Raw genomic sequence first — 15,446 nt, 5'->3', positions numbered from 1 at the left:
TCATTGGAAAAGCTTTACCATGAAATTGATAATTAGGAGATAAAGTAATCATATCCCCCTGGTTACCACCTAAACCTATGTACGTATTTTTATCCAATAATTTACCATATACAAAGGTTACATGTCCCTATAATTTTATATTGATTCCCGTAGAATCACAATCGGAAAATACAGCCATAGCTCCATAAAATACTTCACAACGCTCTACGAAATTATGGGTTAGAAAAGATCTGGAACCAGCTGAATGCGGTGAATCAAATTTTGGGGTTGAATTTCTAATACCCAGCATACAAAAGATGCACACCAAGCGGTATCACTTGCATAGTTAGAGGTCCCTGCACCGTCTTTATGATAAAATAATTTACTTTATATATTTAGCTCTTGATTCATAATCTGAGGGTTGGGGATCATCTTCCATTCCTTTGCCTCCATTAAAGTAGTCTTTTTCTTTTTTGGCGGCTTCATACCATTCTTTAAATTTGGGTAAGCCGTAATAGTTATTCTTTATAAACTCTTTTTCGTATAAATCTTTTTGATAATTATAATTGTAGAATCGGGTCATGAACATTTGATTATAATTATATTGTTTATCGTATTTATATTGTTCTCCCCAATATAAGATATATGCTGCTATCTTGGCTTGTTGTTCAATAGTTAATTCTTCTTCTTTAAATGGAAAAGATACCATATAATTAGATATATACTCTGCTATATATTTAATATAAAGATTATCATCCGGTGTGGATAATTCCTTTATTAAATCTAAAGTATTCTGATGAACTCGTATGTTTCCATTACAATCTTTTGTCCATATTAGTTTACTTAAATCCTTTAAATTTTCTGTTTTGGCATTCTTATCAAAATATGGTAATTCTGTATTTTCTATTACCCATTTGAGTAATTTTTTATCTTCTGTATAGCCAAAGGTGGTCACTAAGCTCCTCATAAAATATTTATCATTATTGATTAGCCAGGCAAATTGACTTTGATCATCGTTAAATAAATATTTATTGCGGGAAATAAGTAATTGCTGGTTAAATTTTCTTTGTTTTGATAAACTATAATCGTCATTTCTTGAATCTAAATCTTTCCATAACTCTATGGTATAATTATTTTCATTTAAACTATAATGTAACTGTACTTGATTTTCAATTTTAGATACATTAGGGTAGTTCTTTTGATAATCTATGAGTTCTGGAATGTAGTAAAATTTAGAAATTATTTTTCTAACTTTATCTATATAAATTCCATTATAATCTACTCCATTATTAGGGAAATAATTAAAATCTCTGTCACATTTATTAAAAAAATTAATATATAAAAATTGTTTATCTGAATTGTTATCAATTATTCTATTTAATTTTAATTTAATATTTTTATTGAAATCAGATTGAATTGGTGTTTTATATCCATTTGAATTTAATAAACTATCTACTAAAAACATAGATACATTTAGTTCCTCAAATTCAAAAGCTTTCTTTGGAATTTCAACTCCTGGATCATCAATATAATTATTAGCTCCTTGTTTAAGTTGTTTTTCCAATATAATTTCAATATTTTTATTGTCTTTTTCCATTTTTGATACTATATTACTTTTCTGTTTTTCTTGACAACCCATAATATTAAACACAAATAAAAAGAAACTTATATATTTAAATTTATTACTTAACATAATTTAATTTTTAAAATTTTATCTTGAACTAGCTTTTGTATTTTCTTTATTTACATCATATTTTGGAAGTTTTTTATCATCTTCCATAACTATATATTTTTTTGGTTTTGTAATTCCCAAAATCGACTTACTTTTTTTCGATACAGATCCCAAAGATATTTTTTGGTATCCAGCTCTTTTATCACCATTTCCTTGATTTCCTCCTAAATATACGTATTTGGTTCCATCTATATTTTCACCAACAATAAATGCTACATGAGAAAAATCAAAAATAATAGTTGCACCAACAAAAGCTTCACAATTTTCACCATTTTTCCAATTATTTGCTAACCATCCAAATGCAGCAGCACTCTTAGGATTATTAATATTTTTAAATTCTTTTGTCTGCTCAAAACACCAAACTATATAAGCTCCACACCAAGGATTTTTATGATTGTAATTCAAACCTTTTGCAGATGAAATTTCAAAATATATAGGAATTTTTTCTTTTAATGGGCTTTCTTGTTCAATCAATCCTTTATATTTTTCATATTCATCCCATGCAATTATCATCCAAGGAGCTCTACCTTCATTACTAAATTCCAATTCTTTTTCTCCCTTACAAACTTCCTTATCGTATTTAAACCATTGCTTTACTTTTCGTAATCCTTCTTTTCGTTTTGTCCAACCGTGGGGATCTGGAGAATCTCTGTCTGATAATGTATATCCATTTAATATTTTTGATTGAAACCAAAAGTATTTATCTTCTTCTGTTTCTTCATATACTAAAGCTATTTCATTTAAAGATTTACCCAATCCTTTCGGAAAAGTATCTCGTTTCCATTTAGCATCTGCATTTTTTGATGCAACGCCATAATCTCTCTCGTATGTTAGTGCCTTTTTATATACATTCCATTCCCAACCGGAACTATCTACTGCGTAGTGCAAATCTGTAGCTATTAATTCCGGATTCGTAATAAATATATTTTCTTGTCCGTTTTTCAGATAACCGTTTTTTACTAAATAAATTCCGTATTTTTCATAAGGCCCGGGAAGATCATAATTCTTGGTTGCATCATTAAAGTCTCCGGTTAACTGTATTAAACCACGTCCTTTATAAAAAGATTTACTCGATTTGTAAGCACTTTCTTTTTCTTTAGATAAGGTGAAAAATCCTATCTCTGCGTTTACCTGTGCTAAAAAGGTTATCTTTTGTATACACTTGTCTATATGATATCTGCGGAACATTAGATTTAATTCACGGGTAAGGCTTTTTATGCTTTTATCTGTTATCAATCCGTCTAACCAAATCTTATCATTTCCATTCATATGAATAAGTAGACTTTTCATTTCTTCTTCCGTAAAGTCTCGCTCGCAATAGCAGGTTCTTGTCTTTTTACTTTCTCCTCTTTCTACTAATACCGGAGAGATAACCTGCTGGTCTTCTATCGTTCCGGTTTCAGACACATAGAGCGGGTTATAAAAATGGAAAAATTTAGAAACAATGGCTTTCAGCTGTTCCGCCGTAGGGGTTTGACCTTCTTCCAGAGTGGGCATTACAATACCTACCTGCGTGGCATCTTTATTAAGCTCTTGATCAAACGGAAGGCTGTCCAATGATTTTAGCTGAGAGCCTAGTTCCATCAAAACCGTTTCGTCTTTCTCATTTTTTTGTTCTTTAAACACTGCCACATAGAACAATTGAGGGTCTCCGTCGGCATCCTTTTTCTCAGGAGTAAAATCCAGTGTCAATAAGCCGTCGGCTCCTACTTCTTTTGCTTCATATTTTTTCACCTGTGCCGTAGCGGCAAAAGCTTTTTCTTTATGGTTGTAGGTCTCCTTCAAATCTTCTTTCAGCAATTGTTTATATACTATGACGACCAGCTTTTGTTTGGGCATACCTACGGTGTGTATCCAGATTTTATGCTTTTTCCCGTACTGGGTTACCCCTACCTGTATATCGTCTGCGGCTTCATTAGAAAAGTTAATGGCTTTTATGCGGGGAACTGCCGGCAGTTTCAGATCTTCGTCAGGGTCCAGTACCAGGTGCTGGATTTTGCCTTGAGTTGCTACCGTGGGTACTTCCTGCTTGTTTTCCTGGTGTATCAGCGGGATGTCAGATAAGTCCAAGAGTTCCCCTGCGGTAAACTCCAGTGTAAAAAACAGCGAAACCTGCTTATTTTCTTCCGGTATAACTTTCTGTATTTTTTCTTTGATTTCCTTATCGGCAATAAAAGGTATCTGGCAGCTTCCCTTATCATTCAGGGTAGCCTCCATTTCTTTGAGCAGGCAGGCATCCTTAGCGATACTTGCTTCTTTTCCGGCCTCGGGATGTGCTACCCATACCCTGAGCTTAACGGGAGTACGTGTAAGCCCTTCCAAAGATACATGAATAAAGCATGGTTCCTCCCAGCCCGTTTCAGCTCTTCGCTTTCCGTTGCTGTAACACCAAAGGGCCTTTTTCAAAAAAACATAGGAAGCCTCCACGGTTTTCTGTATAGGCTGCGAGCTTACCTCGGCCCCTTCTAAAGAAGCAGACAAATGCGCCTTTCCCTGCTGGCTGAGTTGCAGCCGGGCTTCTTTCCGGTCTGCGGATAAGGAAAATTGTATAAACGGAGCCAGGGGCTGGGCCCACGCAACAGACTCGCCGGCTGCCAAAGACATTAACGCTTTAATTTTATAAGTTACCTGAGCTCCCACCGGTATTTTTTCGGGGCCTTCAATGCTTTCCATGCGGTTTTTACCTACCTCTACTACTGCCGTGTCTGAAGTGCTGCCAATGGATATCAGATTTTTTTCTTCCCCGTCAATCTGAAATTTATAAAGTCCATACGGGCTACTAATCAGCACCTGCTGCTTTTTAAATTCTTCTATCAGTTGGGAAACGGTCATGTTCACATCTTTACGAAGTCCTAAGTTAATAATTTTCCCGCTATCTTTCTGTACATGCCAGTAGGCTTTTTGTCCCAATCCTTCAAATCCGTAATCAAATTTAATACCGGAGGCTTCCAGATGGATACGACCGTTTTTCCGTATTTTTAAAGACTCACCGCTTTTATTTAGGATGGCTCCGGCTGTACGGTTTTTTATCGTAACCGACTGTGTTTTTTTCACTGACACCTGCGTGACTGAACTAAAGGTAAAATCTTCCAGGGTAACCTGATAGCTTCCGCTGTTGATAAACATGGCAACTAAGGTTTCTTCTGCGGTACTTATAGCAACAAGCCCCTGGGGGTAGCTGGACAATGGCCCCAAGGCGCTGGAATATAAAATCGTTCCTTTGTCATCCGCAATGGTCCATTTAGTCTTTCTTTTCCAGTTAATAGGGAAACCCTTTTTCGCAGGAAGAGGAAAGCTATATTGGGGGGTAAAGAGCACCGGAGTTTTTTTAGGTGCGGTTCCTGCAATTTCCATAGGAACTCCCGACAGGCTTACCCCAATCCCTTCCAGCTGATTATGCTTGCGGTTGATAATTATTTTGGTAGAGTCTCCGGAAGGCGTTTTTCCGTATCCGAAAATGGTGGTTTTGCCTTCGGGCAGCTCTTCCAGATTCAGATCTAACGTGCTTCCGTGTTCCAGATAGGTTTTTATCCTGTTTTTTTGATCGTCGCCCCGATATACTGCCCAGCTAACCAGGCTTTTATCATCTTTTTTACCCACGGTAGCAACCAGCGTAATTTTTTTAAGGGCTCCGCCTATTTCAAAAGCTACTTCTCGGTTGGCAGGAATAGTCTTGGAAGGTAAAACCACCAGATCTATTTTACTTACGGAAGGTGGCTGTTTGCCTTGGGTAGCAGCCACTTGAGGGCTGAGCATAAAAATTTCATAGGAATTTTTATTGTTTTTTTTATATAGCTGGGAAGAAGGCTGGCTTTTCTGCCCATGCTGGGCTATGGTTACCGTCCCTTTATATTTACATGTCCCCCGGGATTGATCAATCAGTATTTTTTGTTTTCCGAATTCGGCATTTTCGTAATAATCCTTCCAGGAAATATCAGGAGTGCAGGCAGGCTGTGGATTACTTCTTTTACAAGTTCCAAAATTCATGTGTTGTATGCTTTCCTCCCGCCAGGTGGCTATTTTCTTCTGGTTGATAAAATATTTATCATCTTCTTTATGATTTACCGTAAGGGGCACTTGAGATAAGTTACCCAGGGAACAGTTCATTTTCGCTCCTTCCACTACGATAACTCCGGTAATTTTTGATTTATTATCTGGCATATGAATGTACTGTTTTATATATCTTCTTCTTTTTCAGAAAGCTGAAAAGAAAAAGAGCGGGGATGCGTAATTTCCCTCATACTTATACTATGAAAGTTAATTTCTATTTTTTCTGAATAAGAATACTCCTGATCGATAGAATACACTTTTACATCTGCAGCTTTGGCAAGCAATTTTCCCGTATTTTTTTCCCAATGCGCCGTAACCGTACAATCGGCATTTAACTTTTCCGCAGTAAGAAATAAAGGCGTATTTTTTTTAATTTTCAAAAGTCTGTTAAGGTTCTCCGTAAAATTATCTTCCCAGAGCTCCGGAATTCCGGTATACCGGGAAAAAACTTCATTTTCTTTGATTGCCGTTTGAACGGCTCCCTGAAAATACAGGGTTCCGGCCTTCAGTATATTCCAACGGCAGGATTTCTCTTTTTGCTCTTCAGATATACCTAAAAAATACAATCGCCAGAACGCTTCTTCCTGAATTTTCTGCTTCAGTTTTTCTTCTGTTTCCATCATTTCCCGGTACTGGTTCCGCAAATTTTCAGCAAAGTCTCCCTCATATTTATTTTTTAAAACTTCCTCCGACTTTTTCCACCAGTCATTTTTCCATAAGCCAAAAGCGGGTATTCTTTCATAATTTTCATAGGGGCTGACTTCTATCACCAACGGATATAAGGCTTGCTCCAGATCACACACTAAACGAATATGATGATCGTTAGGCAACTGCGAATTTATCCGGTAATTTTCTTTGGTAAAAATCCTTTGAATGCTGCCTTCCTTCGAAAGGCAGCCAATTCCCATATCAAAAGTAATTCGGCTCTGCTTGTTTTGTGAGCGTTCCTTTACCTCCAACGTATGGTTTACTTTATATATCCGTGTATTTTTCCAGTCCTTTACTTGCATCGCTTATTTACATTTTAGGTCACTTTAATAAAACGTATTCAATCCCGTAGATCAAAAAAATGATCACAATCAGGATTCGACAGGGATATAAGCATCTATATATAAAATTTCATCAGGAATATAGTTTTTAGTTTCATCTCTGTCCAACAATAGAATTTGCAGTTTTCGTTGAGCACACAAAGTATCAATTTGATTAGTAATCTTTTTCCAGGCACTATTGGATGTATGCACTGCAAAAGCATTACTTTTCGGATCTAAGCTTGACGGATCTAAACTTTCAGATGCTTTTCTTGCCAATTCGGGAGTAGGTAAAATATTTTCTTTTTGTATAAAACCAAAACAACCATAGGATCCTCCCAAACGTTTCCCTAATATATCCACCGTATAATACCCTCCTATATGTACCATGACATCTGTTGCAAATCCAGGGTCTGTTCTGGTTCCGCTAATTTTTCTTCCGTCAAGGGTTTGCATTGTTTCTAATGGTTGGGCAGCAATCTTTCTGTTTCCGGAACAAGTCAGAATATAGGCTTTGGCATGAGCTCCAAAAATGGTAAATTTTGGATAATTGGCAACTTCAATAGTATCATATAAATTTTCAGTGTAACTGGAGGGAACAAAAGCTCTGTTTAAAAGTTTATATTTACCCTCTACGGGTATATTATACTCTTTAAATTCTGTAGCTCCTAAATAATACCAGGCATCCCGGGTTACATCAAATTCTCCGGCTGTTTCCTGAGATAAAATATTACCGTCTTTAGTTATTTTTACCTTTTTTATATTCGTTTTATAGGTAGGAACAATCACTGCTGTATCATAATAGGAAATACCAAAATCGCCATTGGTTTTCACTACGGCTTTTTCAAACCCTTTCAAATCCTGAAGGGTATATCCCGTAATTTCCTTGGTAATTTCTAACTGGATAACTTCAGTAACCTTATCTTCCTCTTTTTCCGGAACATAATCATTCCTATATTCTACTCCTCCTTGCTTTCCGTTAATTACTACCTGGGTGGGTGAATTAAAAGTGAGGTCACCCTGAGTAGCTGTTAATCTAAGGGAATAACTTGCCTTTTTTACACTTTCTCCCCCAATAGTTCGTATGATTTTGCCTTCAAACATGACTTTTTTTAATGTAAACTGGTTTGTTGCGCACTATTGGACTTCACCATGGAACCACTTTCCAAACGTACCAGATCTGTATCGGCTGAATAAGTTCCTTTTTCTGAGGTTTCAACTATTTCTTTAGCCTTACTTTCCCTGTAGGATCCGGCACTTTCATAAATATTAACGGCTGCCAGATGATAATCTTCCCCTGCCATCGTGGATATATTTTCTCCGGCACTCAGGCTAATATTCTGGGAAGCGGAAACCACTACATTCCTGGCATCCATAAATAGGGTTTCGGGTGCATGAACCTTTATATTCCCTTCCCCATCTAAAAACAAGGTATTTCCACTAGGATCTTCGATCAATATAGAGCCCTGTCCCTCAGCATCATTAAAAATGATCTTGGTTCCGCTTCTCGTTTGTATCACTTTAACATCATTCCCCTGCGTGTAGTACGCTGCAATCTCTCCTCCGTTATAGGCGGTTCCTAATACAATAGGACATTCCGCATTACCCCCCTGAAACGCACATAACACCGTTTCCCCTATCTCCGGATTGAAGTAGGTTCCTTTGCCTGTTCCGGCATGGGGCTGTATTACCTGTATCCAGGGAGTTTGCTCGTTGTCGGTCTGCTGCCAGACAAACTGTACCCGTACCCTCCCCATCTTTAACGGATCCTGATTATCGGTTACCGTGGCATGTTGCAGATCTGCTTTAGGGAAAAGAGTATCTTCAAATAGTAGAGGAACCGTCAAATCCCTCGGAACTCCTATCAGGCTGTTACTGTACCCTTCTCCATCGGCAAAACGATGGGTGATTTCTATTATTTTATAGGATTCTATCGGAACTTTCCCGGATTTGAAGGTCTCATGCCCCGGCATCCAGGCCATCATTTTGACTATATCTCCTACCTGTAAACCCGGATGATTGGTCGTGGCTTCCATAAAAACCAGATTCTGCCTTTTCTTTCCTTCCCTTTCCATCGTTTTTTGCATATCCATCTGATTTTGAGGCAGAAGATTCTGAGTAAAATGCCCTGTGGGCTCTACATTGAATATCTGTTCGGAGGCATTCTGGGCAAATTGCTGGAAAGGATTCTCCGAGGGTTGTATTCTCAGATTTTGGGAAGCGGTTGTATAGGAGGTTCCCTGTTGGGGGTCGTAGGCGGTATAGCTGAATTTCTGAGGCTGAACTTCCATCTTCAGTTCAAAATCATAGATGTCTTCCCCTTCTACCAATTCCACAATTTTACCTCCCCAGGCTGAAAAGATAAATTGCTCACCGGAATAATAAAAATACTCCCCATACCTCGCAGCCAGAGATTGCAGAAACTGATAATCACTCTGGTTATACTGCGTAGTATACGCCAGCTTTTCTTTATAGTTAGAATTCACATCAAACTGTATCAGGTTCCGCGGATAATTCCGGCTTACCTGTTTTATAATTTCTTCCAGGGTCTTTTGTTCAAAACTGCGACAGTGCCGTCCGTTCTCCATGAGCATAGAGGGAGATTTTCCCCTAAGAATGACCTGCTTGATGCCGTCCTTTTTGCTTGTGGACAACTGGGTGATAATACCGGTAAATACTGAAGCCGTAGATCCGGACTGACGGAATTGCAGAGTAATGCGACTCCCCAAATGCTCACGGGAATGCTGTAACAAATAGGCGGAACCTTCTCCGAATTCATCCGGATCGGCGGTTAATTGAAATTGATGTTCTCCATAAATGCTCTGTGTAAGTTCCAGCTGAACATGAGTCTGCTCAAAATAATCTTTTCCGTTAATCTGTACTTTCACTGACACCAGCTGAGAGTCTCCGTACTGGCTGTCTTTACTGCCTCCGTAGCGGGCGTAATATTTTTTTTCTTCTTCTTCCGGTAAAAGGCGAAACGGAAGACCGGCAAAATCTTCGGGATCATAAGTTTCCATGAAATCAGTTTATTAAAATTTATAAAAAAATTCAATTATTTAAATAACAAAATTAAAATTTATTTTAAGATAATAATAAAAATAATATTAAATTTTTATTAGAAATTATAACAATGTTATACAAATTAAACAAAATAACAGGGAATTTATCCCTATAAAAATTATTTTCTTTTTGTTTAGCTATTAAGAATCAGGCATTTATTTTTTCAAAATTTGTACTGAGTTATTATAAATTCGCGTAGGGATATAAAAATAAAAAAAGGCTAGCGGGTACGTTTGACTCCGGCCTGGCAGACTCCATACAAAAAACCATCTGGATTGCAGATGGTTTTTTATATTTCAGATTGTAGCCCCAGCGAGGATCGAACTCACATCTAAAGTTTAGGAAACTTTTGTTCTATCCATTGAACTATGAGGCTTTTTTGAATTTGATTTTGCAAAAGTATAAAAATTATCGGAAATATGCATAGTATAAATTTCATCCATAATTGTATAAGGAAGTTTCAAAACCTAACTTCTACCTTTGCTTTAATTAAAAACGGAATAACTTTTGACCGTTAGTAGTTAATTAACTCTAATACAACCCCATGAATAACACACATATACATACTAAGAATACCGTTTATATTCCTTTGGAAAATGTAGACAGCGAACATTGTGCCTTAGTGGTAGAAAAAGGATTGGAAAAACTTCCGGAAATTACGGAGCATCAGGTAGAACTGAATAACCGTCGGGCTAAAATAACGTCTGATAATCTGGCGGAGGCTATCCCCAAAGCTGTAAAAGAAATACGCGACCTGGGATACGAAGTGTCCACCGTGAAAAAAAATTTCCCGGTAATGAAGCTGAGCTGCGCATCCTGTGCCAACAGTTCGCAGAATATTCTTAAACAACAGCCCGGAATTATATCAGCTTCGGTAAACTACGCCAATGAAACCGCTTCTGTCGAATATATTCCCGGCCTTATAAGTCCCGAACAGTTAAAACACTCATTACAGGGAGCTGGCTATGATCTGCTCATTGATGAAAGTGAAGAAGCCCAGGATACCCTGGAAGATATACACAAAAATAATTTTAAAAAGTTAAAAGCCAAAACCCTGGGAGCCGTTGTGTTTTCAATTCCTTTAGTAGTATTGGGAATGACTCCCGGACTGATGCATGCCGGGTGGGCAAACTACGCCATGTGGCTGTTAGCAACTCCGGTCGTGTTTTTTTACGGAAGGCAGTTTTTTATAGGAGCCTACAAGCAGACCAAACACCGTTCTGCCAACATGGACACTCTGGTAGCCGTAAGTACAGGTATTGCGTATATATTCAGCGTTTTTAATACCTTATTTCCTTCATTCTGGACCAGCCGGGGATTAGAATCTCATGTGTATTTTGAAGCCTCAGCTGTCGTGATCACTTTTGTTCTATTAGGTAAAATTCTGGAAGAAAAAGCCAAAGGCAACACTTCTTCCGCCTTAAAAAAGCTGATGGGTTTACAACCAAAAACCGTTACGGTTGTTCATGAAGGCGGGCATCAGATGGAAATGCCGGTAGCTACGGTAAAACCGGGAATGATCTTATTGGTGAAACCCGGCGAAAAAATAGCCGTTGACGGAATCCTGACTTCCGGTTCTTCCTTTGTAGACGAAAGCATGATTAGCGGAGAACCAATAGCTGTAGAAAAGACCAGAGACTCACAGGTATTTGCAGGCACAATAAACCAAAAGGGAAGTTTTCAGTTTCGGGCTGAGAAAACAGGAGGTGATACTCTTTTATCTCAAATTATTAAAACCATACAGGAAGCACAGGGAAGTAAAGCTCCGGTTCAGAAATTAGTTGACAAAATAGCCGGTATATTCGTTCCGGTAGTTTTTTCAGTGGCTTTACTCTCCTTACTTTTGTGGATCCTTTGGGGGGGCAGCCACGGTTTTATCTACGGACTACAGTGTTTCGTTACCGTACTGGTAATTGCCTGTCCTTGTGCGCTGGGATTGGCTACGCCTACAGCGGTTATGGTAGGTGTAGGTAAAGGAGCGGAAAAAGGAATACTTATTAAAGATGCCGAAAGTCTGGAAACCACTAAAAATGTAACTTCTATGATCCTCGATAAAACAGGTACCATTACCGAAGGTAAACCCACAGTGAATGACTGTTTCTGGCTGGCTGATGACGATACGCAAATGAAAAGCATCCTGTACAGCATTGAAAAATCTTCCGAACATCCGCTGGCTGATGCTGTGGTAAACTATTTATCTGCGGAAGCCGTTACTTTTATCAATGATTTGAAAATTGAAAATGTATCCGGTAAAGGGATATCTGGAAGTTATCAAAATAAAAACTATTGGGTAGGAAATCCCTCACTTATCAACGAGCAAAAAATTCCAATACCTGAATCAGTAGTTACCTGGATTGATGAAAAAGAAAAACAGGCAAATACCGTCATCATTTTTGCCAGCCAGGAGAAAGTTTTAGGATGCCTTGCCCTATCAGATCAGATCAAAAAAACTTCAACACAGGCTATCCGTTTATTGCAGCAACAAAATATTGAGGTTTATATGCTAACCGGAGATAATGCTTCAACTGCAAAAGCTATTGCAGCGCAGACAGGAATCAAAAATTACGAATCAGCTGTATCTCCGCAGGGGAAAATAGATTTTGTGAAAAAATTACAAACTCAGGGAAAAGTGGTAGCTATGGTAGGAGACGGAATAAATGATAGTGCAGCTTTAGCACAGGCAAATGTAAGCATTGCAATGGGAAAAGGTTCGGATATAGCTATGGATACCGCTAAAATGACCATTATATCCGGTGACTTAATAAAAGTTTCCGAGGCAATAAAATTATCGAAACAAACTGTTACTACAATTAAACAAAATCTTTTCTGGGCTTTTATATACAATGTGATAGGGATACCTATTGCTGCCGGAATTCTGTATCCTGTAAACGGTTTTCTTCTGAGCCCTATGATTGCTGGTGCTGCCATGGCCCTCAGCAGTGTAAGTGTTGTGACAAACAGCTTGCTTCTGAAGCTTAAAAAGTAGCCTTATACGCTACCCTTTTTCTATCCTTTATTTATGGATTTAAAGGCAAATTTGTACTTTTTCGATTAATAATAAACTCAAATTTCTTAATATTTATTAAGAAATTTGAGTTTTTTTATTTACATATTTCTTCTCGCCTATACTTACATAAGATTTATGAATAGCTAGTTATAACTATTTACAATTAAATTATATTTATACATATTGATTGGTAATTATAACAAATATCAATTATTTATATAATTATTCAATAAATATATATTGTATATTTGTTCAATAAAAATTAATACTCCAGTATTCATTAAAACGAGTATTACTATTTAATTTTTTATTAACATGAAAAAACTTTTATTTACTTTAGGGACTTGTTCCCTATGTACAACTATGTACACTCAGGTAGGCATCGGAACAGACCAGCCAACAGCTATGCTGGATGTTGTAGGACAGATACGAATGCGCGATGCCGACCAAATTACTACATCTTCTACTAAAACTTCTAAAAGTGTAAAACAAATCATAACTATTGACGGAGACGGATACGTTAAACGGGGAGAGGTTACGGAATTTGTTAAAATGCCCCGCATATTTGTCAGAGGTTGCAGCAAATCAAAAAGTACTGTATTAGGATTAAATTTATTAAGCGGATGGAGAACCATTAATTTTGATAATGTAGCTTCTCCGGGATTTAATATTGGAAATGGTTTCGATATATCCACCTATCAATTTACGGCTCCTGAAGATGGCATTTATAATTTATATGCACAATTTACCATGGACAGCAGCTTTCTGGGACTTTCTGCTAATGCTAATACGGGCATAGGAATATTTATTACTCCTGTAGGAACAAAATCCCCCACTCTGATTGCAGAAGAAACTTTTACCAGCCTGAACATATCCGTGTTAGGAATTAGCCTGGGAAACATTTCTTCGCCGATACGCAAAGTATCGAGTGTTGTAAGTTTAAACGCCGGAGACAAAGTAGCTTTTGGCGCCAAAACCGTTTTAAGTGTAAGTGCTTTGAGTTCGGTTTCACCAACTTCGGATACTTTTTTCACAATTTCTCAAATAAAGTAATTTTTTCATTAAGTTTACTAGGAAAGGTAAGTTAGTTTCTAACTTACCTTTTTTATAATAATTATCTATAAATTTAATCTTACTTCAGTCTGTTTCCTGACATTTCGGATCCATCCTGAGGCTTTAAAAATTTAAATGTAAAAGCAGACAGTAGGGTAATTATTCCAAGAGTCAAAAATGAGGCTTTAAAAGCTCCGGATACAGAGTTGAACATGGGTATAGCTGTATAGGTTCTTAAGATCATGGCACTTAAAGATATACCAAAGCTAATGGATAATTGCTGCATGACAGACAGCATAGTATTTCCTCCGCTGGCACCTTCCGGAGTTAAATCGGCAAGAGCTATGCTGTTCATGGAGGCCATTTGTACTGAATTAAAAGCTCCGTAAACTACTAAAATAGGAATAAGCCAAAGCAATGAGGTTTCCCGATTGGGAAGGGCAAAACAAGAAATAGCTAATCCTAAAAAAAAAGTATTATACATTAATAACTTTCTATAACCAAAATATTTAACCAGAGGAACTACCCAGGATTTTGCTATAATAGTAGTTATGGCTGAAAAAATCAACATCATCCCGGATACCGTTGGACTTTTTCCAAATCCTACCTGCAACATTAGCGGAAGCATAAATGGTACCCCTCCTATTCCCAGTCGGGTAACCAGGTTCCCTATTAAACCTATTCTTAAGGTTCGTATTTTAAGCAGATTTAAATTGACCAGCGGATCTGAGGTTCTTTTTGAATAATATACATAAATCCTGAGAAGAATAATGCCTAATATAAACAATAAAAAGATGCTTGTTCCACCTGCCAGTCCGTCACCGGCAAATTCAAGGCTCAGTGAAAGCAATACCAGACCTATACTGAAAAGAAAAAGGCCTTTGAAATCAAAGGGTCCTTTAAGTCTTTTGTAATTAGGAACAATTTTCCATGCCAGCACTATGCCCAAAATTCCAATCGGTAAGTTAATTAAGAATATCCAATGCCAGGAAGCTACTTCTACCAGCCATCCTCCCAAAGTAGGGCCAATAACAGGTCCTACCAGTCCCGGCATAGTTACAAAATTTATTATTTTCAATAATTGGTTTTTGGGATACACATAAATAAGTACCAATCGTGATACGGGAACCATCATAGAGCCTCCTATCGCTTGAACAATTCTCATGGCTATAAGCATTGAGAGTGAAGTGGATAAAGCACAGGCTAAAGAACCTATCGTAAATATAGCTACTGCCAGTATAAATATATTGCGTGAACCAAACTTATCGGAAAGCCAGCCGCTTAAAGGTATCAATAAAGCCAGAGTTAAGGTATAGGCTATAATAATGGATTGCATCTCCAACGGAGACTTGTTTAAATTATGTGCAATGGATGGAAGTGCTGTATTAAGAATAGTACCATCCAGCGATTGCATAAAGATAGCCATAGCTCCAATCCAGGGAAGCCATTTTGAAATTTTTACCTCAGACATAATTAACTTTTTAAACTCTGTTGTAATTCAACACAGCCGTAATAATTTGTAATAATAAAAAGA

9 protein-coding genes and 1 tRNA gene are annotated in these 15,446 nt (G+C 37.4%); 2 read left to right on the top strand and 8 right to left on the bottom strand.

Going from position 1 to position 15,446, the window contains the following annotated elements; genetic code table 11:
- Window positions 1–127: 127 nt before the first annotated feature.
- From EQ921_RS14790 to EQ921_RS14485, 7 genes are all read right to left on the bottom strand, one after another.
- Window positions 128–289: a hypothetical protein gene (locus EQ921_RS14790; RefSeq protein WP_164875655.1), complete on the bottom strand. Its 162-nt coding sequence runs from the start codon at window positions 287–289 to the stop codon at window positions 128–130.
- Between the two features lie 72 nt (window positions 290–361).
- Window positions 362–1,576, bottom strand: a complete 1,215-nt coding sequence (locus tag EQ921_RS14510; protein ID WP_128332173.1) for a hypothetical protein — start codon at window positions 1,574–1,576, stop codon at window positions 362–364.
- Between the two features lie 114 nt (window positions 1,577–1,690).
- Window positions 1,691–5,872 (bottom strand): PAAR-like protein, encoded by a 4,182-nt coding sequence (locus EQ921_RS14505; protein ID WP_128332172.1) that lies wholly within the window; start codon window positions 5,870–5,872, stop codon window positions 1,691–1,693.
- A 14-nt stretch (window positions 5,873–5,886) separates the two neighbouring features.
- Window positions 5,887–6,771: a hypothetical protein gene (locus EQ921_RS14500; protein WP_128332171.1), complete on the bottom strand. Its 885-nt coding sequence runs from the start codon at window positions 6,769–6,771 to the stop codon at window positions 5,887–5,889.
- Window positions 6,772–6,840: 69 nt separating this feature from the next.
- On the bottom strand, window positions 6,841–7,893 hold the full coding sequence (locus EQ921_RS14495) for a hypothetical protein (protein WP_128332170.1): 1,053 nt from the start codon (window positions 7,891–7,893) through the stop codon (window positions 6,841–6,843).
- An 8-nt stretch (window positions 7,894–7,901) separates the two neighbouring features.
- Complete coding sequence (locus tag EQ921_RS14490; RefSeq protein ID WP_128332169.1) at window positions 7,902–9,809, bottom strand: type VI secretion system Vgr family protein; 1,908 nt, start codon at window positions 9,807–9,809, stop codon at window positions 7,902–7,904.
- Between the two features lie 347 nt (window positions 9,810–10,156).
- A tRNA-Arg gene (locus EQ921_RS14485) sits at window positions 10,157–10,228 on the bottom strand.
- 168 nt (window positions 10,229–10,396) lie between these two features.
- Here EQ921_RS14485 and EQ921_RS14480 point away from each other — a divergent pair.
- Window positions 10,397–12,838: a heavy metal translocating P-type ATPase gene (locus EQ921_RS14480; RefSeq protein ID WP_128332168.1), complete on the top strand. Its 2,442-nt coding sequence runs from the start codon at window positions 10,397–10,399 to the stop codon at window positions 12,836–12,838.
- Between the two features lie 336 nt (window positions 12,839–13,174).
- On the top strand, window positions 13,175–13,912 hold the full coding sequence (locus EQ921_RS14475; RefSeq protein ID WP_128332167.1) for a hypothetical protein: 738 nt from the start codon (window positions 13,175–13,177) through the stop codon (window positions 13,910–13,912).
- A gap of 79 nt (window positions 13,913–13,991) precedes the next feature.
- On the opposite strand, the gene EQ921_RS14470 is transcribed toward EQ921_RS14475, so the two are convergent.
- Window positions 13,992–15,383: a DHA2 family efflux MFS transporter permease subunit gene (locus tag EQ921_RS14470; protein ID WP_128332166.1), complete on the bottom strand. Its 1,392-nt coding sequence runs from the start codon at window positions 15,381–15,383 to the stop codon at window positions 13,992–13,994.
- Between the last annotated feature and the right edge of the window lie 63 nt (window positions 15,384–15,446).

The sequence above is a fragment of the Apibacter sp. HY039 genome (genome assembly GCF_004023655.1).
Classification (GTDB): Bacteria; Bacteroidota; Bacteroidia; order Flavobacteriales; family Weeksellaceae; genus Apibacter; species Apibacter raozihei.
Note: the sequence above shows the minus strand (reverse complement) of the source record. Positions and strands in the feature narration are given on the sequence as shown.